Origin of the sequence: Microbacterium sp. zg-Y625 (assembly GCF_030246925.1) — a bacterium.
Taxonomy (GTDB): domain Bacteria; phylum Actinomycetota; class Actinomycetes; order Actinomycetales; family Microbacteriaceae; genus Microbacterium; species Microbacterium jiangjiandongii.
Window position 1 is genome coordinate 1044310 of sequence record NZ_CP126740.1, and the last position, 25422, is coordinate 1069731.

Here is a 25422-nt window from a genome sequence, read left to right on the forward strand (position 1 = left end):
AATCCTCTGGACCTGCTTTTGTTTGTCGGCTTGCCGGCAGGCGGGGTGGGTACCGCCCGTACTTTGAGAACTACACAGTGGACGCGAGCATCTTCGAGATGATCCTTCGGGATTGTTTCGATCGATGATCTTAAAGATCATTAGTCAATTTCGATCCAGGCTCTTTTGAGTCTGGGTTTCGAGTTTTGATTCAAACTCATGTGATTTTCAAGTCTTTAAGAGCAAACGGTGAATGCCTTGGCATCTGGAGCCGAAGAAGGACGTAGCAATCTGCGATAAGCCTCGGGGAGTGGATAAGCACACTTTGATCCGAGGATTTCCGAATGGGGAAACCCCGCTGGGCGGCGTGCCGACCCAGTGACTCCCGCCTGAATATATAGGGCGGGTAGAGGGAACGTGGGGAAGTGAAACATCTCAGTACCCACAGGAAGAGAAAGCAACCGCGATTCCGTTAGTAGTGGCGAGCGAAACCGGAACAGGCTAAACCGAGTACGTGTGATATCCGGCAGGAGTTGCGTATTCGGGGTTGTGGGACTTTTCAGACAGTTCTGCCGATCTGTCGGCGTTACAAGAAGGTATAGACGAACAGGATTGAAAGCCTGGTCATAGAGGGTGCGAACCCCGTAGTCGAAATGCCTCTCTTGACGCGAAGAGTATCCCAAGTAGCACGGGGCCCGAGAAATCCCGTGTGAATCTGTCAGGACCACCTGATAAGCCTAAATACTCCCAGATGACCGATAGCGGACAAGTACCGTGAGGGAAAGGTGAAAAGTACCCCGGGAGGGGAGTGAAATAGTACCTGAAACCGTTTGCTTACAAACCGTTGGAGCCTCCTTAGTAGGGGTGACAGCGTGCCTTTTGAAGAATGAGCCTGCGAGTTAGCGATATGTGGCGAGGTTAACCCGTGAGGGGTAGCCGTAGCGAAAGCGAGTCTGAATAGGGCGATTCAGTCGCATGTCCTAGACCCGAAGCGAAGTGATCTATCCATGGCCAGGTTGAAGCGACGGTAAGACGTCGTGGAGGACCGAACCCACTTAGGTTGAAAACTGAGGGGATGAGCTGTGGATAGGGGTGAAAGGCCAATCAAACTTCGTGATAGCTGGTTCTCTCCGAAATGCATTTAGGTGCAGCGTTGCGTGTTTCTTGCCGGAGGTAGAGCTACTGGATGGCCGATGGGCCCTACAAGGTTACTGACGTCAGCCAAACTCCGAATGCCGGTAAGTGAGAGCGCAGCAGTGAGACTGTGGGGGATAAGCTTCATAGTCGAGAGGGAAACAACCCAGACCACCATCTAAGGTCCCAAAGCGCGTGCTAAGTGGGAAAGGATGTGGAGTTGCTTAGACAACCAGGAGGTTGGCTTAGAAGCAGCCACCCTTGAAAGAGTGCGTAATAGCTCACTGGTCAAGTGATTCCGCGCCGACAATGTAACGGGGCTCAAGCACGCCACCGAAGTTGTGGCATTGACATTATTGGTAGGCCTTCGTGGTCCAGCCGTGTTGATGGGTAGGAGAGCGTCGTGTGGCCAGCGAAGCGGCGGTGTGAACCAGCCGTGGAGGCTACACGAGTGAGAATGCAGGCATGAGTAGCGAAAGACGTGTGAGAAACACGTCCTCCGAAAGACCAAGGGTTCCAGGGTCAAGCTAATCTTCCCTGGGTAAGTCGGGACCTAAGGCGAGGCCGACAGGCGTAGTCGATGGACAACGGGTTGATATTCCCGTACCGGCGAAGAACCGCCCAAGCTAATCCAGTGGTGCTAAGTGCCCGAATTCCTCTGATTCGATCCCTTCGGGGTGAGAACGTTGGAGCTAGCGCACGACCCCATGCTGGTGCGGTTAGCGTATTAACAGGTGTGACGCAGGAAGGTAGCCCAACCCGGGCGATGGTTGTCCCGGGGCAAGTGCGTAGGCCGAGTGATAGGCAAATCCGTCACTCATTAAGGCTGAGACACGATGCGGATAAAAAGTGGGTGATCCTATGCTGCCAAGAAAAGCATCGACGCGAGGTTCTAGCCGCCCGTACCCCAAACCGACTCAGGTGGTCAGGTAGAGAATACCAAGGAGATCGAGAGAATCGTGGTTAAGGAACTCGGCAAAATGCCCCCGTAACTTCGGGAGAAGGGGGGCCTTCGACGTATTAGGACTTGCTCCGAAAGCGTTTGGAGGCCGCAGAGACTAGTGGGTAGCGACTGTTTACTAAAAACACAGGTCCGTGCCAAGTCGCAAGACGATGTATACGGACTGACGCCTGCCCGGTGCTGGAAGGTTAAGAGGACCGGTTAGCCGCAAGGCGAAGCTGAGAATTTAAGCCCCAGTAAACGGCGGTGGTAACTATAACCATCCTAAGGTAGCGAAATTCCTTGTCGGGTAAGTTCCGACCTGCACGAATGGCGTAACGACTTCCCAACTGTCTCAACCGCGAACTCGGCGAAATTGCATTACGAGTAAAGATGCTCGTTACGCGCAGCAGGACGGAAAGACCCCGTGACCTTTACTACAGCTTGGTATTGGTGTTCGGTGTGGCTTGTGTAGGATAGGTGGGAGACTTTGAAGCATGGACGCCAGTTCGTGTGGAGTCATTGTTGAAATACCACTCTGGTCACTCTGGATATCTAACTTCGAACCGTAATCCGGTTCAGGGACAGTGCCTGGTGGGTAGTTTAACTGGGGCGGTTGCCTCCCAAAAAGTAACGGAGGCGCCCAAAGGTTCCCTCAACCTGGTTGGCAATCAGGTGGCGAGTGTAAGTGCACAAGGGAGCTTGACTGTGAGACTGACAGGTCGAGCAGGGACGAAAGTCGGGACTAGTGATCCGGCAGTGGCTTGTGGAAGCGCTGTCGCTCAACGGATAAAAGGTACCTCGGGGATAACAGGCTGATCTTGCCCAAGAGTCCATATCGACGGCATGGTTTGGCACCTCGATGTCGGCTCGTCGCATCCTGGGGCTGGAGTAGGTCCCAAGGGTTGGGCTGTTCGCCCATTAAAGCGGTACGCGAGCTGGGTTTAGAACGTCGTGAGACAGTTCGGTCCCTATCCGCTGCGCGCGTAGGAAGTTTGAGAGGATCTGACCCTAGTACGAGAGGACCGGGTTGGACGAACCTCTGGTGTGTCAGTTGTTCCGCCAGGAGCACCGCTGATTAGCTACGTTCGGGATGGATAACCGCTGAAAGCATCTAAGCGGGAAGCCGGCCTCAAGATGAGACTTCCATGCCTTCGGGCGAGAGGCTCCCAGCCAGACTACTGGGTTGATAGGCCAGATGTGGAAGTGCAGCAATGCATGCAGCTGACTGGTACTAATAAGCCGATGACTTGATAACACACCCGTTTGAGGTGCTACGCGTCCACTGAGTGGTTCTCGATGTACGGTCGAGAACCGCATAACAACAATCTTTTGTTGTGTGCAGACTGAAACATCAATAGTGTTTCGGCGGCCATAGCGAGAGGGAAACGCCCGGTCCCATACCGAACCCGGAAGCTAAGCCTCTCAGCGCCGATGGTACTGCAGGGGGGACCCTGTGGGAGAGTAGGACACCGCCGGACTTCTTCCGTGAAATGGCCACCCAGAGTTGGGTGGCCATTTCTCGTTAACAAAGCAATAGGGAAGGAGCCGAGATGACGGACGACAAGCGACCGGATGGCGAAGAGCGCCGGCGCCCCAAGCACGTGTCCGACGACCGGCGAAACTCGGGGGAGCGCAAGCCCTTCGTGAAGCGTGAGGGCGACCGCAAGCCGTTCCAGAAGCGCGACGGCGACCGCCGGCCCGCTGCGGGCGATGGTGAGCGGAAGTCGTACCCGCCCCGTGATGGTGAGCGGAAGTCGTACCCGCCGCGTGATGGTGAGCGTCGTCCCTACACGCCTCGCGATGGGGAGCGTAAGTCGTACCCGCCTCGCGATGGTGAGCGGAAGTCGTACCCGCCGCGTGATGGTGAGCGGAAGTCGTACCCGCCCCGTGATGGTGAGCGTCGTCCCTACACGCCTCGCGATGGGGAGCGTAAGTCGTACCCGCCCCGTGATGGGGAGCGTAAGTCGTACCCGCCGCGTGATGGTGAGCGGAAGTCGTACCCGCCCCGTGATGGCGAGCGCCGTCCCTACACGCCTCGTGATGGTGAGCGGAAGTCGTACCCGCCCCGCGATGGCGAGCGTCGGCCCTACACGCCTCGTGATGGTGAGCGTAAGTCCTACCCGCCCCGTGATGGTGAGCGGAAGTCGTACCCGCCTCGCGATGGTGAGCGTCGTGCCTACCCGCCGCGTGATGGTGAGCGTAAGTCGTACCCGCCTCGCGATGGCGAGCGTCGGCCTTACACCCCTCGCGACGGTGAGCGTAAGTCCTACCCGCCCCGCGATGGCGACCGCAAGCCGTACGCCAAGCGCGATGGCGGCGGGCGTCCGTTCGACGCGCGCGACGACCGCCGCGTGTCGCGTCCGCCGCAGGAGCAGCGTGAGTCCGGCCCGCACATCCCGGACGATGTCACCGCTGCCGACCTGCATCCTTCGGCGCGCAACGAGCTGAAGACCCTCAGCAAGGAGAACGCCGAGCAGGTCGGTCGACACCTCGCGATGGCAGCCATGCTTATCGACGAGGACCCGCAGCTGGCCCACGAGCACGCTCTCGCCGCGATCCGTCGTGCCGGGCGTATCGCGGTCGCGCGGGAGACCGCCGCGATCACCGCTTACGCGATCGGGGACTTCGCCCTGGCGCTGCGAGAACTGCGGACGTACCGGCGCATCTCAGGTCGCGACGATCAGATCGCCCTCATGGTCGACAGCGAGCGCGGGGTGGGGCGCCCGGATCGGGCGCTCGAGCTCGGTCGCTCGGTCGACCGTGCGGCGCTGCCGACCCCGGCCCGGGTCGAACTCGCGATCGCGATGTCCGGCGCCCAGCTGGACCTCGGGCAGCCGCAGCGCGCGCTGGCGGAGTTGGACATTCCGGAGCTGGATCCTGACCGCGCCTTCGAATGGAGCCCGGCGCTCTTCGCCGCCCGTGCGACCGTGCTGGCAGAGCTCGGGCGGGACGAGGAGTCCGCCGAGTGGCAGCGTCGCGCGGTCGTCGCAGCCGAGGCGATCGACGCTGCTCTCGGGTCATCGGCCGACGAGGAGTACCAGATCGTCGACGAGGTGGAGGAGGTCGCGCTCGACCCCGAGGACGCTGTGGTCGCCGAGGCTGAGCCTGAGGCCGACGCTGAGGCTGAGGCTGAGGGCGACGCTGAGGCTGAGGGCGACGCTGAGGCTGAGGGCGACGCTGAGGCTGAGGGCGACGCTGAGGCTGAAGCTGAGGGCGACGCTGAGGCGGAGGCTGAGGGCGACGCTGAGGCGGAGGCTGAGGGCGACGCTGAGGCGGAGGCCGCGGCTTCGGAGTCGACGGCCACGCCCGTGGCGGCGCCCGACGGGGATGCCACCGACGACTCGGAATCGACGGCGGAGGAGCCTGCCCCTGTCGCGGAGCCCGAGACGGACTCGGACTCCGACTCGGACTCGGACTCGGACGAGACCATCGACCCGAAGAGCGAGACGCTGTTCGACGACGCCGCGCTCTCGGACGACACCCCGGAGAAGTGATGGCGCTGTTCTCGCGCAACACCACCCCGTCCCCGCTCGACGGCGTCGATGTCGTGCTGGCCGACCTCGACGGCGTCGTCTACGCCGGACCCGGCCCGCTTCCGCACGCGGTGGAGAGCCTGGTGCGCGCCGGCCAGACCCGGCGGCTCGGCTACATCACCAACAACGCGTCGCGCACCGACGCCACCGTGGCGAGCCACCTGCGCGAACTCGGTCTGTCTTCGACCGAACCCGAGGACGTCGTGACGAGTCCGCAGGCGGCCATGCGCCTGCTGCGGGAGCGCGTGGCGCCCGGCTCGCGCATCCTCGTCGTGGGTGGGGACGGTCTGACGGTCGAGGTGGAGAAGGCGGGCTACGCGGTCACGCGCAGTGCGGACGACTCTCCCGCCGCCGTCGTGCAGGGGTTCGCCCCCGACGTCGGGTGGCAGCACCTGGCCGAAGCGGCGTACGCCCTGGCGCGGCCCGAGGACGAGGGCGGCATCCCATGGATCGCCACCAACACCGACTGGACGATCCCGCAGGCGCGAGGCCTGGCTCCGGGCAACGGCACCCTGGTCTCGGCCGTGCACACCGCGGTCGGCCGGCTTGCGGTCGTGGCGGGCAAGCCGGAGCGTCCGATCTTCGACGAGGCCGTCGCGCGGTTCGGCGCGTCGAGCCCGCTGTTCCTCGGCGACCGCCTCGACACCGACATCGCGGGGGCTCAGGCCGCCGGCATCCCGTCGGTGCTCGTCCTCACGGGTGTGGACCGGCCCAAGCACGTGTTGGCCGCGCCGCCGCATTCGCGGCCCACCTACATCCTGGGCGACCTGCGCGAGCTGCACGAGCCGTACCCCGAGGTGAAGACCAAGGGCGACACCACCACCGTGCGCGACGCGGTGGTGCGCATCGACGGCCCCGACATCCATATCCTCTCCGAGGGTTCGCGCCCCATCGACCTCGTGCGTGCGGGTGCGGCGGCGATCTGGGCGACAGGCCGCGGCATCTTCGGGTTCCGGGTGCCGGAGCGGCTGTACGCCGACCCGTTCCACCGGCCCTGATCCGGCGCACCAGCGCCTATCCTGGGGGCATGTCGATGGATGCCGCGCCCGAGCCGTCCGCAGCCGAAACCGCGCAGCCGCGTGACGATCTGCTGTCGGCGCTCGAGGTGATCGAGGGGCAGCCGCTGGAGGAGCGGGCACAGGGGTACGCGGCGCTGCACGACGAACTGGCCCGCCGGCTGCAGTCCGGCCCGGCAGGCGCCTCGGCATGACGGAGCGCCTCGATGCGGCCGTCGCCGCGCGCGGGCTCGCGCGCTCGCGAACGCACGCCGCGCAGCTGATCGCTGCAGGCCTCGTGAGCGTCGACGGGCACCCGCTCGTGAAGGCCTCCGCACGGGTGGGAGAGGATGCTGCGATCACCGTCGCGGCATCCGATCACTACGTCAGCCGCGCGGCGCACAAGCTGATCGCCGCCCTCGACGCGTTCGGCGTCGACGTGCAGCACCGGACGGCGCTGGACATGGGGGCGTCCACCGGAGGATTCACGCAGGTGCTGCGCGAGCGAGGCGCGCACCCTGTGCTCGCCGTCGACGTCGGCCACGGTCAGCTCGCCGCGCCCGTCGCCGCCGACCCGGGGGTGCACGCGGTCGAGGGGTTCAACGTTCGACACATGACTCCCGAGAGCCTCGCGGCAGCATCCGGCGTCGACGACGCGCCGTCGGTGGTCACCGGGGACCTGTCGTTCATCTCGCTCTCGCACGTGCTGCCGGCCGTCGCGGCCGTCTGCACCCCGGATGCCGACATCGTGCTGCTTATCAAGCCGCAGTTCGAGGTGGGGCGCACCGGCGTGCGGGAGGGGCTCGTCAAGAACGCGGGGCTCCGCGCCGACGCCGTCGCCGGCGTGCTGTGGGCGGCATGGGACGCGGGGCTCGGCACCTGCGGGCTCATCTCCTCGCCGATCGCCGGTACGCACGGCAACGCGGAGTATCTCGTGCATCTGCGTCCGGGGGCGGACGGCAATCCGACAGAATGGTTGGGCACCGTGAACCGACTGGCGGAGATCGAATGACGCAGCCTCAGCGACACATCCTCGTCGTCGTCAACGCCCACCGCGGCGACAACGCCGACGCCGCGCAGCGCGTCTTCCACGCCCTGCAGTCCGCCGGGGCCCAGCCGGTCGCGACGCCCGAGGACCGCGCCGATCTGCAGGGCATCGACCTCTCCGGCGTCGCCACGCTCGGCGGCGACGTCGCGGTCGACGACATCGAGCTGGCCATCGTGCTCGGCGGCGACGGCACGATCCTGCGGGCAGCCGAACTCGTCCGCGAGGGCACCGCCCCCGTGCTGGGCGTGAACATGGGCCACGTCGGCTTTCTGGCCGAGATCGAACGCGACGACATGGACGACGCGGTGCGTCGCGTGATCGACCGCGATTACGTCGTCGAGGAGCGCATGGCCCTGTCGGTGCGCATCAAGGATGCCGCCAACACGGTGATCTACGAGACGTGGGCGCTGAACGAGGCCACCGTCGAGAAGGCGAGCCGGGAGCGGATGCTCGAGGTCGTCATGGAGATCGACGGCCGCCCGCTGTCGTCGTTCGGCTGCGACGGCGTAGTGGTGTCGACCCCCACCGGATCGACGGCGTACAACTTCTCGGGCGGCGGACCCGTGGTGTGGCCGACCGTCGAGGCGATCACGGTCGTTCCGCTGTCTGCTCACGCTCTCTTCGCCCGCCCCTTGGTCGTCAGCCCCGAGGCGGCGGTTGCGATCGAGGTGCTCGAGCGCAACAACGGCCTCGGCGTGCTGTGGTGCGATGGGCGGCGCTCCCACGATCTGCCGCCGGGCGCCCGCGTGGTCGTGCGCCGTTCCGCCGACCCGGTGCGCCTGGCGCGGCTGCATCCGGCGGCGTTCACCGACCGGCTCGTGCGCAAGTTCCAGCTGCCCGTGACCGGCTGGCGGGGACCCGTCGGCCCCGTCGATGCGGAGGCCCCGTGAGCATCGCGGTGTCGTGCGAGGTGCCGCGATGATCGAGGAGATTCGCCTGCGCGACCTCGGCGTCATCGCCCAGGCGACGCTGCCGATGGGACCGGGGTTCACCGCGATCACCGGCGAGACCGGCGCGGGCAAGACGATGGTCGTCACGGGCCTGGGGCTGCTGCTCGGCCAGCGCGCCGACTCCGGCGCCGTGCGCTCGGGCGCCGCCCAGGCGTCGGTCGAGGGCACCTGGATCGTCCCGCAGGACGGAACCGTCGCAGAACGCGTGCGGGAGGCGGGGGGAGACCTCGAGCCCATCGGCGAGGGCGACGCCGAGCTGTACCTGGGGCGGACGCTCTCGAGTGAGGGTCGCAGCCGGGCGACGGTGGGCGGACGCACCGCGCCCGCGGGTGTGCTCGCGGACCTCGCCGACCAGCTCGTCGTCGTCCACGGCCAGTCGGACCAGCTGAGGCTGCGCTCTGCCGTCGCGCAGCGCGAGGCCCTCGACAGGTTCGGCGGGGCGCCGGTCGCCGCCGCCCTCGCGGACTACCGCGCGGCATACGACACCTGGCGGGCGCTGGACGCCGAGCTGACGACCCTCACCGGCGACCGCGACGCCCGCGCCCGCGAAGCCGAGGAACTGCGCCTGCTGCTGGCCGACATCGAGCGGGTCGACCCCCAGCCGGGGGAGGACGAGGACCTGACGCGTCGGGCCGAGCGCCTCGCGCACGCCGAGGACCTGCGCGTGGCGGCGGCGACCGCCCACGCGGCGCTGTCGACCGACGACGATGCGCCCGACGTCGTGGCACTGGCCGCTGAGGCGCGGCGGGCACTGGAGCGCGCCGCCGACCGCGACGAGTCGCTTGCCGCCCTTGCCGAGCAGGCGGCCGACATCGGGTACCGCGCCGTGGACCTCGCCCAGTCGCTGTCCGGTTACCTCGCCGACCTCGATGAGACAGGCCCGCAGGAACTCGCCCTGGTCGAGGAGCGGCGGGCCGAGCTCGCGACGCTGTCTCGCGTGCACGGCTCGGTGGATGCCGCGATCGAGCTGCTGCGCACCGGCTCCGCCCGCCTGGCCGAACTCGACGACGACGGCGACCGGGTCGAGCGCCTCGCGCAGGAGCGCGACGCCGCGGCATCCGTGCTCGACGCCGCCGCCGACACCCTGACCGCCGCCCGCACCGATGCCGCGGAGCGACTCGGCGCGGCGGTCACCGCAGAGCTGCGCGCCCTCGCGCTGCCCGACGCCCGCCTCGCGGTGCAGGTCGCGCCGGGGTCGCCCTCCGCCGCCGGGCGCGACGACGTGACGATCCTCCTCGCCCCGCACCCCGGAGCCGAGCCTCGGCCGGTCGCCAAGGGCGCCTCGGGCGGCGAGCTCAGCCGCGTCATGCTGGCGCTCGAGGTGGTCATCGCCGCCACCGACCCCGTGCCCACATTCGTCTTCGACGAGGTGGATGCCGGCATCGGCGGAGCGGCCGCGATCGAGGTGGGACGTCGCCTGGCGCGCCTGGCCGAATCGTCTCAGGTCGTGGTGGTCACCCACCTGGCGCAGGTCGCCGCCTTCGCCGGCAACCACCTCACCGTCGTGAAGGCCAACGACGGGTCGGTCACCGCCTCGAGCGTGAGACGATTGGAGGGCGCCGACCGAGAAGCCGAGATGGCCCGACTGCTGTCGGGAATGGCCGATTCCGAGGCGGCGCTCACCCACGCACGCGAACTGCTCAGCCTCGGCGGCGCAGGACTGATAGGATGAAAGCCCGTGACGGAAACTTCTAGCGCGGCCCCACTTTCGAACGACATCACCAGGCACATCTTCGTGACAGGCGGTGTCGTTTCCTCGTTGGGGAAGGGGCTGACCGCTGCGAGCCTCGGCAACCTGCTGACCGCACGCGGCCTGCGCGTGGTCATGCAGAAGCTGGACCCGTACCTGAACGTCGACCCTGGAACGATGAACCCGTTCCAGCACGGCGAGGTGTTCGTCACCGATGACGGGGCAGAGACCGACCTCGACATCGGCCACTACGAGCGCTTCCTCGACATCGAACTGAACCAGTCGGCGAACGTCACGACGGGGCAGATCTACTCGCAGGTGATCGCCAAGGAGCGCCGCGGCGAGTACCTCGGCGACACCGTGCAGGTCATCCCGCACATCACCGACGAGATCAAGCGCCGCATGCGGCTGCAGTCGACCGAGGAGCCGCGGCCCGACGTCATCATCACCGAGATCGGCGGCACGGTCGGCGACATCGAGTCGCAGCCGTTCATCGAGTCGGCCCGCCAGATCCGCCACGAGCTCGGCCGCGGCAACGTGTTCTTCGTGCACGTGTCGCTGGTTCCGTTCATGGGCGCCTCGGGCGAGCAGAAGACCAAGCCCACGCAGCACTCCGTCGCAGCGCTCCGCTCGATCGGCATCCAGCCCGACGCGCTGGTGCTGCGCAGCGACCGGCCCGTCACCGAGTCGAACAAGCGCAAGATCGCGCTCATGTGCGACGTCGATGAGGATGCCGTCGTCAACGCGGTCGACGTCCCGAGCATCTACGACATCCCCACCATGCTCAACGAGCAGGGGCTCGACGACTACATCGTGCGTTCGCTCGGGCTTTCCAAGGCCGCGGACGTGGACTGGACCCGCTGGAACACCGTGCTGCAGGCGGTGCACAACCCCAAGCACGAGGTCACCATCGGCCTGGTCGGCAAGTACATCGACCTGCCCGACGCGTACCTGTCGGTGACCGAGGCGCTCAAGGCCGGCGGCTTCGGTCAGGAGACGAAGGTGAAGATCACCTGGATCCCGTCGGACCTGTGCGAGACGCCCGAAGGCGCCGAGAAGGCGCTCTCCGGCGTGGACGGCATCGTGATCCCCGGTGGCTTCGGCATCCGCGGCATCGAGGGCAAGCTCGGCGCGCTGCGGTTCGCCCGCGAGCAGGGCCTTCCCACCCTCGGAATCTGCCTCGGCCTGCAGTGCATGGTCATCGAGTACGCGCGCAACGTCGCCGGGCTCGAGGGTGCGTCCTCGAGCGAGTTCGACCCCGACACCGAGTTCCCGGTGATCGCGACGATGGCCGAGCAGGTCGACATCCTCGCCGGCGGCGACCTGGGCGGCACCATGCGCCTGGGCCTGTACCCGGCCAAGCTCACCGAGGGCTCGGTGGCCGCGGAGGTCTACGGATCCGACGTCGCCTACGAGCGTCACCGCCACCGCTACGAGGTCAACAACCGCTACCGCGACCAGATCGCCGAAGCCGGTCTGGTGTTCTCCGGCGTGAACCCGGACCTGGGACTCGTGGAGTACGTCGAGCTGCCGCGCGACGTGCACCCGTACTACATCGCCACCCAGGCGCACCCGGAGCTGCGGTCGCGGCCCACCGAGCCGCACCCGCTCTTCCGCGGCCTGGTCGCCGCGGCTGTCGAGCGTCACCGCGCCAGCGAGCTGTTCGACGTCGAGAATGCCTGACGCCGCCGCTGCGGGGGTTGCCGACCCCGCCGAACTGCGCGACGAGCCCGTCGAGTACGACGTCGTGCGCAGCGAGCGCGTCTACCGGGGACGCGTGTGGGACGTCCGCAGCGACACCGTGCGCTACGGCGAGGGCGAGATCGTGCGTGACTACGTCGCGCACACCGGCGCCGCAGCCGTCGTCGCGCTCGACGGCGAGGGGCGGATGCTGCTGATCCAGCAGTACCGGCATCCGATCCGCAGCCGCGACTGGGAGATCCCGGCCGGCCTGCTCGACGTCGAGGGCGAGCCTCCCGCCGTCGCCGCCCGGCGGGAGCTCGCGGAGGAGGCGGACCTCGTCGCCGCGGACTGGGAGCCACTGGTGACGTTCCACTCCAGCCCCGGCGGCAACGACGAGGTGCTGCACGTCTTCTTCGCGCGAGGGCTCTCCGCCGCGGCGGAGACGCACGCCCGCAGCGAGGAGGAGAGCGACATCCGCCTCGCCTGGGTGCCGCTGGAAGACGTGATCACCGGCATCCTCGAGGGGCGGCTGCGCAACGGCGTCCTCGCGATCGGCGCGTTCGCCGCCGCGGAGCGCCTGCGCCGATCCGGGGCCGCCGAGCACTGACATGCGCATCGAGCGCGCGATCGACGGATACCTCCGTCACGTCGCCGTAGAGCGCGGGCTGTCGGAGCACACCAGCGCCGCATACCGTCGCGACCTCGGCGGGTATGCGCGGTGGCTGGAGGAGCAGGGGATCGCCGACACCGATGCCGTGACGGCCGACGTGGTGTCGGGGTTCATCGCCGACCGCGCGTCCGCCGACCCGCCGCCGGCGGCGTCGAGCCTGGCGCGTCTGCAGTCGGCGGTGCGGTCCTTCCACCGCCATCTGGTGCGGGAAGGACTCTCCGACGACGACCCCACGGGGCGCCTTCGGCCCCCGAAGGCGGCGCGTCGTCTGCCGAAGGCTCTCACCATCGCGCAGGTGGAAGCGCTGCTCGAGGCATCGGGACCCGCGGCATCCGATGCCCAGCCCGGCGACCTCGCGGGGCTTCGCGACCGCGCGCTGCTGGAGCTGCTGTACGCGACGGGTGCCCGGATCTCGGAGATCGTCCAGCTCGACGTCGACGACCTGGCACACGGCGACGTGCTGCGCGTGCGCGGAAAGGGCGACAAGGAGCGCATCGTTCCGATCGGCTCCTATGCGCGCACCGCGGTCGACGCGTACCTCACTCGGGTGCGACCGGAGCTCTCGCGACGGGGGCGTGCGACACCACGGCTGTTCCTCGGCGTCCGCGGGGCCCCGCTGTCGCGGCAGAGTGCGTGGCTGGTCATCCGGCAGGCGGCCGACCGTGCCGGGCTGACGGCGCACGTTTCGCCGCACACCCTGCGGCATTCGTTCGCGACGCACCTGCTGCAGGGGGGAGCCGACGTGCGCGTCGTGCAGGAGCTGCTCGGCCACGCCTCGGTGACAACGACCCAGATCTACACCTACGTCTCGCCCGACGCGCTGCGCGACGTGTACGTGACGTCCCACCCCCGCGCCCGCTGACCCGCGGCGCGCGCCCGCGGCCACGGCCACGGTGGGCCCGCGCCGCACCGCGTCACCCCCCCCGATCGGTGAAACGAATACGGGCGGCCGAGACAGTGGGTAATCCCCCCAGTCTCGGCCGCCCGTATTCGTCTCAGCGTGTGGTGGGGCCGGCGGGGCGGTGGTGGGTGGGGTTTGCACGGCCGGCCGATCAGCGGGTGGCGCGAGCGGGACGCCAGACTGAGGGGCATGTCGACCACAGCCGCGACCACCCTCCGTCCGCCGCGCGCGCTCGCCGTGTTCTGGATCGTCGCCGCGGCGGCCGGGTGGGTGGTGTCGTTCCTGCTGTACCAGGAGTACATCGGGCAGCTGACAGGAGCGGACCCGCTGTTCTCGTGCCAGATCAGCGTGCTGGTCACGTGCGGGCCCAACCTGCTTTCGCCCGGCGGCAACCTGCTCGGGTTCAGCAACTCGATCATCGGCATGACGCTCTTCCTCGGACCGATCTACGCCGGCATCAGTGCGCTCGCCGCCCCCGACGGGCTGCGGGCGTGGTTCTGGCGCGTGTTCACCGTGTTCGTCCTCGGCGGCTTCCTGCTGGTGCACGTCTTCGCCTACCGCAGTGTCTTCGAGTACGGCTCCCTGTGCCCCTGGTGCATGGTCGTGTGGCTCGTGACCATTCCGCTCTTCTGGTTCACGCTCGGCTGGGCGCTCCGAGACGGCGTGTGGGGGCGGATGCCGCGCCTCGGCGCCGCGCTGCTGGGCTGGGCGCCGCTTCTCACCGTCGTGAACTACGCCCTCATCGCCGTCGTCGCGCAGCTTCGGCTCGACGTACTCGGCAGTCTCTGACCCCGCCCGATTGGCGCCGACGCGCCGTGTGCTGGCAAGGTGAGTCCTCGTACCTCTGAAGAGGCAATGAATCACCTATGAAAAAGAGAGACCACACCATGAAGCTCGCTCGTCCCCAGGTCGCCTTCGCCGGCCTCGTCGTGCTCGGCATGACCACGCTGACCGCGTGTTCCGCCGCGTCGCTGCCCAACACCGGTTCGGAGCCCGTCCGCGATGCTGAAAGCGGCCAGGTCACCGAGAGCTCCGACGCTGTCGACGTGTTCTCGATCCGCGTGGGTGACTGCCTCAACACGTCGGAGCTCAGCGGCGAGACCGAGCTGGAGAGCGTCCCCATCGTCCCCTGCGACGAGCCGCACGAGGACGAGGTCTACCACGCGTTCGACTCCGCGTCGTCGGAGTTCCCCGGCACCGACGCGCTCTCGGCCGAGGCCGACGAGACGTGCATCGCCGAGTTCGCCACCTTCGTGGGCACGCCCTGGGAGGAGTCGGCGCTGGAGTACTGGCCGATGTACCCCAGCGAGCAGTCCTGGGCAGGTGGGGACCGCGAGATCCTCTGCATGCTGTACGACCCCACGGTCGAGACCGTGACCGGCACGCTCGCCGGCGCGGCACGCTAGTCGCCATCGCCGGAGGGTCGCCACCGCGCGCCCTCCGGCGATCGCCCACGTGACGGCTAGAATCGGTGCAGGCATCCCAGAGGGCAGGAGCATCGGTGGCGGGTAAGGCACAGGCGGCGAAGACCGCGGCGGGGGACACACCCATCGGTCCCACCGGCCGCCCCTATCAGGGCTTCCCGACCCCACCCAAGCTCAACGGCCACGGTCCCGCACGCATCATCTCGCTGTGCAACCAGAAGGGCGGCGTCGGCAAGACGACGACCACCATCAACCTCGCCGCCTCGCTGGCCGAGTACGGCCGCCGGGTGCTCGCGGTGGACTTCGACCCGCAGGGTGCCCTCTCGGCGGGTCTCGGCATCGCGACGCACGAGATCCCCACCATCTACGACCTGCTGCTGGACAGCAAGCGCGACCCGCACGAGGTGATCGTGCCCACCGCCGTCGAGGGCCTGGACATCCTCCCCGCCAACATCGACCTGTCGGCGGCCGAGGTGCACCTGGTCAACGAGGTCGCCCGTGAGACGATCCTCGCCCGCGTGCTGCGCAAGGTCGCCGGGGAGTACGACGTCATCCTGGTCGACTGCCAGCCGTCGCTCGGCCTGCTGACGGTCAACGCGCTCACCGCCAGCCACGGCGTGCTCATCCCGCTCGAGTGCGAGTTCTTCGCGCTCCGCGGCGTCGCGCTGCTCATCGAGACGATCGACAAGGTGCGCGACCGCCTCAACCCCACGATCGAGCTCGACGGCGTGCTGGCCACCATGTACGACCCGCGCACCCTGCACTCGCGCGAGGTGCTGGAGCGAGTGGTCGACGCGTTCGGCGACGACGTGCTCGAGACCGTCATCGGCCGCACGGTGAAGTTCCCCGACGCCTCGGTGTCGGGCGTGCCGATCATCGATTTCGCGCCGGAGCACCCGGCCGCCCAGGCATACCTGCGGCTGGCGCGGGAGCTGGTCGCCCGTGGCGCCGTCGCCTGACGACGACACGTCCGCCGTCGTCGAGCCATCGACGAACGCCGAGGCCGAGACGGCCACCCCCGGATTCCGCGTGTCCCTCGACGTGTTCGACGGCCCGTTCGACCTGCTGCTGTCGCTCATCTCGCAGCACGAGCTCGACATCACCGAGGTCGCCCTCAGCCGGGTGACCGACGAGTTCATCGCCTACCTGCGATCGATGCAGACCGCGGAGCAGCTCGACGAGGCATCCGAGTTCCTCGTCGTCGCCGTGACGCTCCTGGACATGAAGGTGGCCGGCCTGCTGCCGCAGGGCGAGCTGGTGGATGCCGAGTCGGTCGCGCTCCTCGAGGCGCGCGACCTGCTCTTCGCGCGTCTGCTGCAGTACCGCGCGTTCAAAGAGGTCTCGGCGTGGTTCGCCCAGCACCTGCAGGCCGAGGATCGGCGGCACACCCGATCGGTGCCGCTCGAGGAGAAGTACCGTCGCGCCGTGCCGGAACTGGTGTGGACCCTCTCGCCCGACGACTTCGCCGCACTGGCCGTCGTCGCCATGGCCCCCAAGGAGATCCCGCACGTCGGACTCGACCACCTGCACGCGCCGCTGGTGTCGATCCGTGAGCAGGCGGCGATCGTCGTCACGCTGCTCCGCGGCGCCGGCACCCTCAACTTCCGCGACCTCGTCGCCGGCGTGGATCAGACCGGCGTCGTCGTCGCGCGGTTCCTCGCCGTGCTCGAGCTCTACCGCCATGCCGCCCTGTCGTTCGAGCAGCTCGAACCGCTGGGGGAACTGACCCTCCGCTGGACCGCCGAACGGTGGTCGGACGACAGCCTCGCCTCTCTGGGAGCCGATTATGACCGATGACCCCACGCTGCGCACCGAGCCCGTGGCGGTGTCCGCGACCGATGACGGCGAAGAGCCCGTGCAGCGGCCGCAGGACGTGGCATCCGTCGCGGAGCGTCTTGAGGCGATCCTGCTCGTCGTTGACGAGCCGCAGTCGCTCGTGAGCCTCGCTGCCGCCGTCGGCGCGCCCGTCCCGGCCGTGCGCCAGGCGATCGAGGCCCTCGTCGCCGACTACGACGGCGAGGCCGCGGGCCCCCGTCGCGGATTCGAGCTGCGCGAGGTGGGCGGTGGCTGGCGCTTCTACGTGCGCGCCGAGCATGACGCGCTCGTCTCGGAGTTCGTGAACGCACAGGCCCCGTCGCGGCTGTCGCAGGCGGCGCTCGAGACCCTGGCCGTCATCGCCTACAAGCAGCCCGTCACCCGCAGCCAAGTGGCGTCGATCCGTGCGGTCAACGTCGACTCTGTGGTGCGCACGCTCGTCGCGCGCGGCCTCATCACCGAGCTGTTCACCGACCCCGAGACCGGGGCGATCAACTACGGCACGACCGACGCGCTGCTGGTGAACCTCGGCATCAACTCGCTCGACGAGCTGCCCCACATCTCGCCGCTGCTGGACGACGGCGCCGACGGGTTCGATGTGGAAGGCCTGCGATGACCGAGCACGCCAACCCCCGACGACAAGATGGAGACAAGACGATGGACACCGAGGGTGTACGGCTGCAGAAGGCGCTCGCGAACGCGGGAGTCGCCTCGAGGAGGGTGTCTGAGAATCTCATCGTCGAAGGCCGCGTGCGGGTGAACGGGCAGGTCGTCACCGAGCTCGGGTCCCGCGTCGACCCCGAGCGCGACCTCATCGACGTGGACGGCACGGTCATCCAGCTCGACCAATCCAAGCGCTACGTCATGCTCAACAAGCCCACCGGCGTCGTGAGCACGATGAAGGACGAGAACGGTCGACCCGACCTGCGCCAGTACACGAAGGACTGGCCGGAGCGGCTCTACAACGTCGGACGCCTGGATGCCGAGACCTCCGGGCTGCTGGTGCTCACCAACGACGGCGACCTCGCCCACGTGCTCGCCCACCCGTCGTTCGGAGTGACCAAGGTCTACATCGCCAAGGTGTCCGGCCGGGTCACGGCGCAGACCATCGCCCGGCTGACCAAGGGCATCGAGCTGGAGGACGGCCCCATCGCCGCCGACAAGGCGCGGCTGCTCGACACGTCCGGCGAGACGAGCCTGGTCGAACTCACCCTGCACTCCGGTCGCAACCGCATCGTGCGGCGCATGATGGCCGAGGTCGGCCACCCCGTCGTGGAGCTCGTCCGACGCCAGTTCGGGCCGCTGCACCTGGGAACACTCCCGGCTGGCCGTGCGCGCGAGTTGACTACAGTGGAACGCGGCGCGCTGCTCACTTTGGCGCGCGCCGCGACGGAGGAGCCGTCGCCGGGCGACCAGGAGAGCCAGTGACCGATTCGACGACGGGGCCGCTCGCCGCGCGCGTGCAGGGCCCCGTCCGCATCGTGGGCGCGGGGCTGCTGGGGTCCAGCATCGGCCACGCACTGCGTGCCCGTGGCGTCGACGTCGTGCTCGACGACACGTCGCCGGCACAGCTGCGCCTGGCCATCGACTACGGCGCCGGCCGTGCCGCCCGCGCCGATGACGCGCCCGTGCTCGTCGTGGTGGCGGTGCCGCCGGACGTCACGGCCGACGTCATCGAGCGGGAGCTTGTTGCGTACCCCCAGGCCGTCGTCACCGACGTCGCGAGCGTCAAGCTCGAGCCGCTGCGACGGCTGCGTGAGCGCGGCGTGGATCTCACCCGTTACATCGGCTCCCACCCGCTGGCCGGCCGCGAGCGGGGCGGCGCCATCGCCGCCCGTGCCGACATCTTCGTCGGCCGTCCGTGGGTCGTCTGCCGCGACGGCGAGACCCGGCCCGGCGACCTCGCTCTCGTGGAGGGCCTTGCCCTCGACCTCGGCGCCATGCCGCTCGAGATGAGCCCCGAGGAGCATGACCGGGCGGTCGCCCTCACCTCCCACGTGCCGCAGCTGGTGGCGAGCCTCTTGGCCGGCCGCTTCGTCGACGCGCCCGAGGGCTCGCTGCGCCTCGCCGGCCAGGGCGTGCGGGACACCACGCGCATTGCGGCATCCGCTCCGGAGCTCTGGGTGCAGATCCTCGGCGCCAACGCAGCCCCGGTGGTCGACGTCCTCGACGCGCTGGCCGCCGACCTCACGGCCGTGTCGGCGGCGCTGCGCGAACCCGAGGTCCCCGGCGCCCGCCGCGACGTGGCCGAGACCATCCGACGCGGAAACGACGGAGTCGAGCGCCTCCCCGGCAAGCACGGTCAGAACCGCCGTTTCGAACAGGTCGTGGTGATGGTCGATGACCGCCCCGGCCAGCTGGGGCGCCTCTTCGGCGACCTCGGCGTCCTCGACGTGAACGTCGAGGACCTGCGCCTGGAGCATTCGCCCGGCGCACAATTCGGCCTGGCGGAAGTCAGCGTCGTCCCCGCCGCGGTGCGACGGACCGTCGACGGCCTGACGGCGCGGGGCTGGAAGATTGCGAGCACCAATGACTGACACCTCACAGAGCACTGCGGCGACGGTCGGCGGACCCGTCGTCGTCGCGATCGACGGCCCGGCCGGCAGCGGTAAGTCCAGCGTGTCGAAGCAGGCCGCCCGGCGGCTGTCGTTCGGCTACCTCGACACCGGCGCCGCCTACCGCGCCCTGGCCTGGCACGCGCTGTCGCACGGCGTCGACACCTCCGACGCCGTTTCGGTGCTCGAGGTCGCCGGCGACTTCGACTTCGCCATCTCGCTCGACCCCGACGACTACTGGGTGAGGGTCGGCGCCACCGACGTGACCGACGCCATCCGCGAGCCCCGCGTGTCGGACGCTGTGAGCGGCGTCGCGCGGGTGCCCGCGGTACGCGAGGCCGTCAACGCCATGTTCCGGGCGCTCGTGGCGACGTCGGGCCTGGACGGTGTCATCGTCGAGGGCCGGGACATCACGACGGTCGTGACCCCCGACGCGCCGGTGCGGATTCTCCTCACCGCAGCACCCGAGGTGCGCGCCGCGCGCCGCAGCGCCGAGATCACGACGCAGGATGCCACGGCCGTCGCCGACGCCCTGCATCGTCGCGACGCCGCCGACGCCAAGGTCGTGGACTTCCTCACCGCCGCCCCCGGCGTGACGGTGGTCGATTCGACCGCATTGAATTTCGAACAGACTGTGGACGCCGTACTCGACGTCGTCCGCGCAGAGACGGGAGCGCACCATGAGCGCTGAAGAAGAGTACGAAGGCGGCCCGGACAACCTGGCCGAGAAGCTCGCCGACATGGACGAGCACCTGGCCGAGCAGCGCGCGGCGACCCTGCGCGCCTCGCTGTCGGACTACGAGCTCGACGACGAAGACGCCGGGCTGCTCGCCGGTGCCGCGCAGGGCGACGACGGCGTGGAGTACACCCCGGCGCTGCCGGTGGTCGCGATCGTCGGTCGCCCCAACGTCGGCAAGTCCGCGCTGGTCAACCGCATCCTCGGCCGCCGCGAGGCCGTCGTGGAGGACACCCCCGGCGTGACCCGCGACCGCGTCACCTACAAGGCCGAGTGGATGGACCGCCGGTTCTCGCTGGTGGACACCGGCGGCTGGGAGCCCGACGCCCGCGGCATCGACCGATCGGTGGCCGCGCAGGCCGAGGTCGCCATCGACCTCGCCGACGTGGTGCTCTTCGTCGTCGACGCGATGGTCGGCGCCACCTCGACCGACGAGCACGTCGTGAAGCTGCTGCGCAAGAGCGGCAAGCCGGTGTTCCTCGTCGCCAACAAGATCGACGACCAGCGCCATGAGCCGGAAGCCGCAGCCCTGTGGGCTCTCGGACTCGGGGAGCCGTACCCCGTCTCGGCCATCCACGGCCGCGGCGTCGCTGACCTTCTCGACGCGGTCATGAAGGTGCTGCCGGAGGTCTCGGCGGTCGCCAAGCAGGAGATCGGCGGCCCCCGCCGCGTGGCGATCCTCGGTCGCCCCAACGTCGGAAAGTCGTCGCTGCTGAACAAGGCCGCAGGCGAAGAGCGCGTCGTCGTCAACGAGCTCGCGGGAACCACCCGCGACCCGGTCGACGAGGTCGTCGAGCTGGGCGGCAAGCTCTGGCGCCTGGTCGACACCGCCGGCATCCGTCGCCGGGTGCACCTGCAGCAGGGCGCCGACTTCTACGCGTCGCTGCGCACCTCGGCGGCGCTCGAGAAGGCGGAGGTCGCCGTCGTCGTGCTCGACGTCAGCCAGCCGCTGAGCGAGCAGGACGTGCGCATCATCGACCTCGTGCTCGAGTCGGGGCGCGCGCTCGTGCTGGCGTTCAACAAGTGGGATCGCCTGAACGATGACGACATGGAGAACATCGACCGTCGCCGCTACCTCGAGCGCGAGATCGAGCAGGACCTCGCCCACGTGGCGTGGGCTCCGCGCGTCAACATCTCCGCCCTGACCGGTCGCCACCTCGACAAGCTCGTGCCCGCGCTCGAGACGGCGCTGGACTCATGGGACCAGCGCATCCCCACCGGCAAGTTCAACGCGTTCCTCTCCGAGCTCGTCGCGGAGCACCCGCACCCGCTGCGCGGCGGCAAGCAGCCCCGCATCCTGTTCGGCACGCAGGCCTCGACCCGCCCGCCGACATTCGTGCTGTTCACGACCGGGTTCCTCGACCCGGGCTACCGCCGGTTCATCCAGCGGCGCCTGCGCGAGCTGTTCGGCTTCGAGGGCACGCCGATCGTCATCAACATGCGGGTGCGCGAGAAGCGCCAGCGCTGACCCGTCGGCCGCGGGTGCGTGCCGGCATCCGCCATCGCTGAGAAACCACTTTCGGGGTGAGACACCACGCAATGCGCGATGTCTCATCCCGTTTGTGGTTTCTCGCGGGCGCGGCCCGCGGCGCTCCGGGCGTCGCGTCGGGCGCGGGGGCGCGGAGCGGCGACGCGAGTGCGTCAGCGCACGGTGACGCGGTCGAACCGGGCGGTGGGGATGCCGTCGAGGGCGACCGCGCGGTACGCACCCGCGCCGCGGGGGAGCGGCGCCCGCGTGCCGGTGTCGCGGAAGCGCTGCACCGCCCAGTCACGCACGCCGGCATCCGCCAGGCGGCATCCGAGCGCGGTGAGGCCGGACTCGTCGATCGCGCCGGGGTGCACGGTGGTGCGCACCTCGTACTGCAGCGGGCGGTCGGTGTCAGCGCGCACCCGCTGCTGAGCGAGCACGAGCTCGAGCGACTGCCATGCGCGCTCGCCTGCACCGGGGCGGCCGGTCACCGCGGTGTAGTCGTCGTCGGTGGCCGCCTTGATGTCCAGGCCCACCCAGTCCACGAGCGGCAGCACGCGCGCCAGCTGCCGCGGATACGCCCCGCCGGTGTGCAGGCCCACCGCGAACCCCCGCGCGCGCACCTCGGCCATCGCGGGGAGCAGCGCCGGCTGCATGGTGGGCTCGCCGCCGGTGAACACCACGGCTTCGAGCAGCCCGATCCGCGAATCGAGGAACGCCGCCACCTCGTCCCACGTCATCGCAGGGGCCGCGCGCGGGGCGATCAGCGCCGGGTTGTGGCAGTAGAAGCAGTCCCACGGGCACCCCTGCAGGAACACCGTCGCCGCCAACGCATCGGGCCAGTCCACCGTCGAAAGACGCGTGAGGCCCGCGATGCGCAGGTCGGCGGCGGTGGGCGTCGTCACGCGGGCGCTCCGACCGGCTGCGCCGCGGCATCCGCCCGGTCCTGCGCGAAGTAGACGCGCTCGGCGGCCTCGCCCTTCTTGCCGACGTTGAACGACGACACCGGCCGGAAGTACCCCATGACGCGCGTCCACACCTCGCACTCGGCGCCGCACTGCGGGCACGAGGGGAGGTCGCCCGAGAGGTAGCCGTGCGCGGGGCAGATCGAGAAGGTCGGGGTGATCGTGAGGTAGGGCAGCCGGAATCGCTCCAGCGCCCGGCGCACCAGCGTCTTGCACGCCCGGGCGGAGGCCATCGCCTCGCCCATGTACAGGTGCAGCACGGTGCCGCCGGTGTACTTGCCCTGCAGCTCCTCCTGCAGCGCCATCGCCTCGAACGCGTCGTCGGTGAAGCCCACCGGAAGCTGCGAGGAGTTGGTGTAGTACGGGTTGTCGGCGGTGCCGGCATGACGGATGCCGGGGTAGCGCGCGATGTCCTCCTTGGCGAAGCGGTAGGTCGCCCCCTCGGCGGGGCTCGCCTCGAGGTTGTACATGTGGCCCGTCGCCTCCTGGAACTGCACCATGCGCTCGCGCACGTGATCGAGCACGCGGGCGGCCAGCGCCATACCGGCGGGTGTGGTGATGTCCTCGGCATCCCGGGTGAAGTTGCGCACGAACTCGTTCAGCCCGTTGACGCCGATCGTGGAGAAGTGGTTCTCGAGCGACCCGAGGTAGCGCTTGGTGTACGGGAAGAGCCCACCCTGGATGTGGCGGTCGATCACGATGCGCTTGGCCTCGAGGGTGTCGCGTGCGATCTCCAGCAGTTCGTCGAGACGCGCGATGACGGCATCCTCGTCGCCGGAATGCACGAAGCCCAGGCGTGCGCAGTTGACGGTCACGACCCCGACCGACCCGGTCTGCTCGGCGGAGCCGAACAGCCCGTTGCCGCGCTTGAGCAGCTCGGTGAGGTCCAGCTGCAGCCGGCAGCACATCGAGCGGATCATGTGGGGGTCAAGGTCCGACGTGACGAAGTTCTGAAAGTAGGGGAGGCCGTACTTCGCCGTCATCGCGAAGAGGGCATCGACCTCGGGGTCGTCCCACGGGAAGTCCATGGTGATGTTGTACGTCGGGATGGGGAAGGTGAAGGCGCGGCCGTCGTCGTCGCCTTCGGTCATCACGTCGATGAAGGCGCGGTTGATCATCGCCATCTCGGCGGTGAGGTCGGCGTAGGTGAAGTCGCACACGCTGCCGCCGATGAGGGGATGCTGCGGCGCGAGGTCGTCGGGGACCGTCCAGTCGAACGTCAGGTTGGTGAAGGGCGTCTGCGTCCCCCAGCGCGAGGGCACGTTGAGGTTGAAGACGAACTCCTGCATCGCCTGGCGCACCTGCGCGTAGGTCAGCGCGTCGAGACGCACGAACGGGGCCAGGTAGGTGTCGAACGAGCTGAACGCCTGGGCGCCCGCCCACTCGTTCTGCAGCGTCCCGAGGAAGTTGACCATCTGCCCGAGCGCACTCGAGAGGTGCTTGGGCGGCCGCGAAGAGATCTTGCCCGGGACGCCGTTGAAGCCCTGCTCCAGCAGCGTGCGCAGGGACCACCCCGCGCAGTAGCCGGCGAACATATCCAGGTCGTGGATGTGCAGGTCGCCCTCGCGATGCGCCGCCCCCGCCTCGGGGGCGTACACATGGTCGAGCCAGTAGTTGGCGATCATCTTGCCCGAGGCGTTGAGCATGAGCCCGCCGAGGGAGTACCCCTGGTTCGCGTTGGCGTTGACGCGCCAGTCCGCCCGCGAAAGGTACTCGTCGACCGTGGCGGCGACGGCGACGGAGCGGGGGGCGGCGAGTGGGGTCGGGGCGGTCATGGCATCCTCTGCGGGGTGAACGGTCTGCGGGGCTCACCACTATATGCATGTGGTCAGACCAGCGCATCGCGCTATATGTAGTGGCTACAACGGGTGGTCGTTGGCGGCTGCGGCCCCGTTGTGGAGCTGCGCAGCGTCGCGTGGCGTTCCCGGCGCGACGCTCGCGCTGGGTGTATGCGGCGGCGTCGCCGGCTGGTGCGCCGCGCGGTGCCACGCGGCACGGGCTGTGCCAGGCTGGAACGATGACGATCGTCCCGCCCGCACCGGATGAGCCGCGCCGCCCGGACGGCCCGCGCGATCCCGGCGACGCCTGGGTCGTCGCCGACGACGGCACCCGCTACTGGGGTCGGTTCGGCGCGGCCGGGCTGCTGGCACTCGACGCGCAGCGCGGCATCCTGCTGCAGCATCGGGTCTCGTGGAGTCACTTCGGTGGAACCTGGGGCCTCCCCGGCGGCGCGCGGCACGAGGGCGAGAGCGCGGCCGACGCGGCCCTGCGGGAGGCCGCGGAAGAGGCCGGGGTGCCGGCGGATGCGGTGCGTCCGCGGCTGCTCAGCATGCTGGACGTCGGCATCTGGAGCTACGGCACCGTGCTCGCCGACGTCGTGACGCCGTTCGAGCCTGTCATCAGCGACGCCGAAAGCCGCGAGCTGTCGTGGGTGCCGGTCGCCGACGTCGACGACTACCCGCTGCACCCCGGACTGGCCACCGCGTGGCCGCAGCTGCGGACCCTGCTGGATGTGCGACCGGCCGTCGTGGTGGACGCCGCGAACGTCGTGGGGTCGGTCCCCGACGGCTGGTGGCGCGACCGCCCGGGTGCGGCGTCACGGCTGCTCGAGCGGCTGGCCGCGTGGGCCCGACAGGGGGTGGATGCCGCCGCGATCGATCTGCCCGCGGGGCAGTGGTTCCCCGAGGTCTCCGTTGTGCTCGAGGGTGCCGCGCGCACTGCCGATGACGTCACCGGCGTGCACGTCGTGCGCGCCCCCGCCGCCGGCGACGACGCGATCGTCGACGAGGCATCGCGGCTCGTGTCGGAGGGGCGCCGCGTCATCGTCGTCACCGCCGACCGGGAGCTGTCTCGGCGCGCTGCCGAAGCGGGGGGCGCGGTGCGCAGCGCCGGGTGGCTCCTCGGCCTGCTGTCCGAGCGCGCCTAGGCCCGCG

General features: G+C 68.9%; 21 protein-coding genes and 2 rRNA genes. 21 read left to right on the forward strand and 2 right to left on the reverse strand.

The window, feature by feature from the left end; translation table 11 throughout:
* Window positions 1-205 precede the first annotated feature (205 nt).
* The 20 genes from QNO14_RS04650 (at window position 206) to der (ending at window position 21524) form a co-directional block, all read left to right on the forward strand.
* Window positions 206-3311: ribosomal RNA gene (locus tag QNO14_RS04650) — 23S ribosomal RNA — on the forward strand.
* Window positions 3312-3417: 106 nt separating this feature from the next.
* Window positions 3418-3534 (forward strand): 5S ribosomal RNA (gene rrf, locus QNO14_RS04655).
* 873 nt (window positions 3535-4407) lie between these two features.
* Window positions 4408-5550: a tetratricopeptide repeat protein gene (locus QNO14_RS04660; protein WP_257505732.1), complete on the forward strand. Its 1143-nt coding sequence runs from the start codon at window positions 4408-4410 to the stop codon at window positions 5548-5550.
* Window positions 5550-6587, forward strand: a complete 1038-nt coding sequence (locus QNO14_RS04665) for an HAD-IIA family hydrolase (protein ID WP_257505733.1) — start codon at window positions 5550-5552, stop codon at window positions 6585-6587. Before QNO14_RS04660 ends, QNO14_RS04665 begins: the two co-directional genes overlap by 1 nt.
* Window positions 6588-6616: 29 nt before the next feature.
* Complete coding sequence (locus QNO14_RS04670) at window positions 6617-6799, forward strand: hypothetical protein (protein ID WP_257505736.1); 183 nt, start codon at window positions 6617-6619, stop codon at window positions 6797-6799.
* Window positions 6796-7596 carry a TlyA family RNA methyltransferase gene (locus tag QNO14_RS04675; RefSeq protein ID WP_257495833.1) on the forward strand — a complete coding sequence of 267 codons (801 nt, stop codon included), beginning with the start codon at window positions 6796-6798 and terminating at the stop codon, window positions 7594-7596. The genes QNO14_RS04670 and QNO14_RS04675 overlap by 4 nt, the downstream gene beginning before the upstream one ends.
* On the forward strand, window positions 7593-8522 hold the full coding sequence (locus QNO14_RS04680) for an NAD kinase (protein ID WP_257495834.1): 930 nt from the start codon (window positions 7593-7595) through the stop codon (window positions 8520-8522). The genes QNO14_RS04675 and QNO14_RS04680 overlap by 4 nt, the downstream gene beginning before the upstream one ends.
* A gap of 28 nt (window positions 8523-8550) precedes the next feature.
* Complete coding sequence (recN, locus tag QNO14_RS04685) at window positions 8551-10254, forward strand: DNA repair protein RecN (RefSeq protein WP_257505737.1); 1704 nt, start codon at window positions 8551-8553, stop codon at window positions 10252-10254.
* Between the two features lie 6 nt (window positions 10255-10260).
* Window positions 10261-11955, forward strand: coding sequence for a CTP synthase (gene pyrG / locus QNO14_RS04690; RefSeq protein WP_285184512.1), 1695 nt, complete (start codon window positions 10261-10263; stop codon window positions 11953-11955).
* Window positions 11948-12562, forward strand: coding sequence for an NUDIX domain-containing protein (locus tag QNO14_RS04695; protein WP_257505738.1), 615 nt, complete (start codon window positions 11948-11950; stop codon window positions 12560-12562). The genes pyrG and QNO14_RS04695 overlap by 8 nt, the downstream gene beginning before the upstream one ends.
* A 1-nt stretch (window position 12563) precedes the next feature.
* Window positions 12564-13487 (forward strand): site-specific tyrosine recombinase XerD, encoded by a 924-nt coding sequence (xerD, locus tag QNO14_RS04700; RefSeq protein ID WP_257505739.1) that lies wholly within the window; start codon window positions 12564-12566, stop codon window positions 13485-13487.
* A 228-nt stretch (window positions 13488-13715) separates the two neighbouring features.
* Entirely contained in the window at window positions 13716-14315 is a 600-nt protein-coding gene (locus QNO14_RS04705) for a vitamin K epoxide reductase family protein (RefSeq protein ID WP_257505740.1), read from the forward strand.
* Between the two features lie 77 nt (window positions 14316-14392).
* A complete protein-coding gene (locus tag QNO14_RS04710; RefSeq protein ID WP_257495842.1) occupies window positions 14393-14932 on the forward strand; it encodes a septum formation family protein in 540 nt (179 codons plus the stop codon).
* Window positions 14933-15027: 95 nt separating this feature from the next.
* A complete protein-coding gene (locus QNO14_RS04715; protein WP_257495843.1) occupies window positions 15028-15909 on the forward strand; it encodes a ParA family protein in 882 nt (293 codons plus the stop codon).
* Window positions 15893-16747 (forward strand): segregation and condensation protein A, encoded by an 855-nt coding sequence (locus tag QNO14_RS04720; RefSeq protein ID WP_374113939.1) that lies wholly within the window; start codon window positions 15893-15895, stop codon window positions 16745-16747. Before QNO14_RS04715 ends, QNO14_RS04720 begins: the two co-directional genes overlap by 17 nt.
* Window positions 16737-17381, forward strand: a complete 645-nt coding sequence (scpB, locus tag QNO14_RS04725; protein WP_257505741.1) for an SMC-Scp complex subunit ScpB — start codon at window positions 16737-16739, stop codon at window positions 17379-17381. The genes QNO14_RS04720 and scpB overlap by 11 nt, the downstream gene beginning before the upstream one ends.
* Before the next feature lie 41 nt (window positions 17382-17422).
* On the forward strand, window positions 17423-18193 hold the full coding sequence (locus QNO14_RS04730; protein ID WP_374113940.1) for a pseudouridine synthase: 771 nt from the start codon (window positions 17423-17425) through the stop codon (window positions 18191-18193).
* Entirely contained in the window at window positions 18190-19302 is a 1113-nt protein-coding gene (locus tag QNO14_RS04735; protein WP_257505742.1) for a prephenate dehydrogenase, read from the forward strand. Before QNO14_RS04730 ends, QNO14_RS04735 begins: the two co-directional genes overlap by 4 nt.
* Complete coding sequence (cmk, locus tag QNO14_RS04740; protein WP_257505743.1) at window positions 19295-20011, forward strand: (d)CMP kinase; 717 nt, start codon at window positions 19295-19297, stop codon at window positions 20009-20011. Before QNO14_RS04735 ends, cmk begins: the two co-directional genes overlap by 8 nt.
* Window positions 20001-21524, forward strand: a complete 1524-nt coding sequence (der, locus tag QNO14_RS04745) for a ribosome biogenesis GTPase Der (protein WP_257495848.1) — start codon at window positions 20001-20003, stop codon at window positions 21522-21524. The genes cmk and der overlap by 11 nt, the downstream gene beginning before the upstream one ends.
* A 173-nt stretch (window positions 21525-21697) precedes the next feature.
* Here the strand turns inward: der and QNO14_RS04750 are convergent, their stop codons facing one another.
* Both QNO14_RS04750 and QNO14_RS04755 read right to left on the reverse strand, forming a co-directional pair.
* On the reverse strand, window positions 21698-22429 hold the full coding sequence (locus QNO14_RS04750) for an anaerobic ribonucleoside-triphosphate reductase activating protein (RefSeq protein WP_257505744.1): 732 nt from the start codon (window positions 22427-22429) through the stop codon (window positions 21698-21700).
* Window positions 22426-24264: a ribonucleoside triphosphate reductase gene (locus tag QNO14_RS04755; RefSeq protein ID WP_257505745.1), complete on the reverse strand. Its 1839-nt coding sequence runs from the start codon at window positions 24262-24264 to the stop codon at window positions 22426-22428. The genes QNO14_RS04750 and QNO14_RS04755 overlap by 4 nt, the downstream gene beginning before the upstream one ends.
* 242 nt (window positions 24265-24506) lie before the next feature.
* Here QNO14_RS04755 and QNO14_RS04760 point away from each other — a divergent pair, with 242 nt between their 5' ends.
* On the forward strand, window positions 24507-25415 hold the full coding sequence (locus QNO14_RS04760) for an NUDIX domain-containing protein (protein ID WP_257505746.1): 909 nt from the start codon (window positions 24507-24509) through the stop codon (window positions 25413-25415).
* Window positions 25416-25422 lie beyond the last annotated feature (7 nt).

Bases quoted from the DNA above. Each gene is read 5' to 3' on its own strand.
- der (WP_257495848.1), top strand. From the start codon at position 20,001: ATGAGCGCTGAAGAAGAGTACGAAGGCGGCCCGGACAACCTGGCCGAG.
- QNO14_RS04755 (WP_257505745.1), bottom strand. From the start codon at position 24,264: ATGACCGCCCCGACCCCACTCGCCGCCCCCCGCTCCGTCGCCGTCGCC.
- QNO14_RS04710 (WP_257495842.1), top strand. From the start codon at position 14,393: ATGAAAAAGAGAGACCACACCATGAAGCTCGCTCGTCCCCAGGTCGCC.
- cmk (WP_257505743.1), top strand. From the start codon at position 19,295: ATGACTGACACCTCACAGAGCACTGCGGCGACGGTCGGCGGACCCGTC.
- xerD (WP_257505739.1), top strand. From the start codon at position 12,564: ATGCGCATCGAGCGCGCGATCGACGGATACCTCCGTCACGTCGCCGTA.
- QNO14_RS04680 (WP_257495834.1), top strand. From the start codon at position 7,593: ATGACGCAGCCTCAGCGACACATCCTCGTCGTCGTCAACGCCCACCGC.
- QNO14_RS04705 (WP_257505740.1), top strand. From the start codon at position 13,716: ATGTCGACCACAGCCGCGACCACCCTCCGTCCGCCGCGCGCGCTCGCC.
- QNO14_RS04670 (WP_257505736.1), top strand. From the start codon at position 6,617: ATGTCGATGGATGCCGCGCCCGAGCCGTCCGCAGCCGAAACCGCGCAG.
- QNO14_RS04665 (WP_257505733.1), top strand. From the start codon at position 5,550: ATGGCGCTGTTCTCGCGCAACACCACCCCGTCCCCGCTCGACGGCGTC.
- recN (WP_257505737.1), top strand. From the start codon at position 8,551: ATGATCGAGGAGATTCGCCTGCGCGACCTCGGCGTCATCGCCCAGGCG.
- QNO14_RS04695 (WP_257505738.1), top strand. From the start codon at position 11,948: ATGCCTGACGCCGCCGCTGCGGGGGTTGCCGACCCCGCCGAACTGCGC.
- scpB (WP_257505741.1), top strand. From the start codon at position 16,737: ATGACCGATGACCCCACGCTGCGCACCGAGCCCGTGGCGGTGTCCGCG.
- QNO14_RS04675 (WP_257495833.1), top strand. From the start codon at position 6,796: ATGACGGAGCGCCTCGATGCGGCCGTCGCCGCGCGCGGGCTCGCGCGC.
- QNO14_RS04760 (WP_257505746.1), top strand. From the start codon at position 24,507: ATGACGATCGTCCCGCCCGCACCGGATGAGCCGCGCCGCCCGGACGGC.
- QNO14_RS04730 (WP_374113940.1), top strand. From the start codon at position 17,423: ATGGACACCGAGGGTGTACGGCTGCAGAAGGCGCTCGCGAACGCGGGA.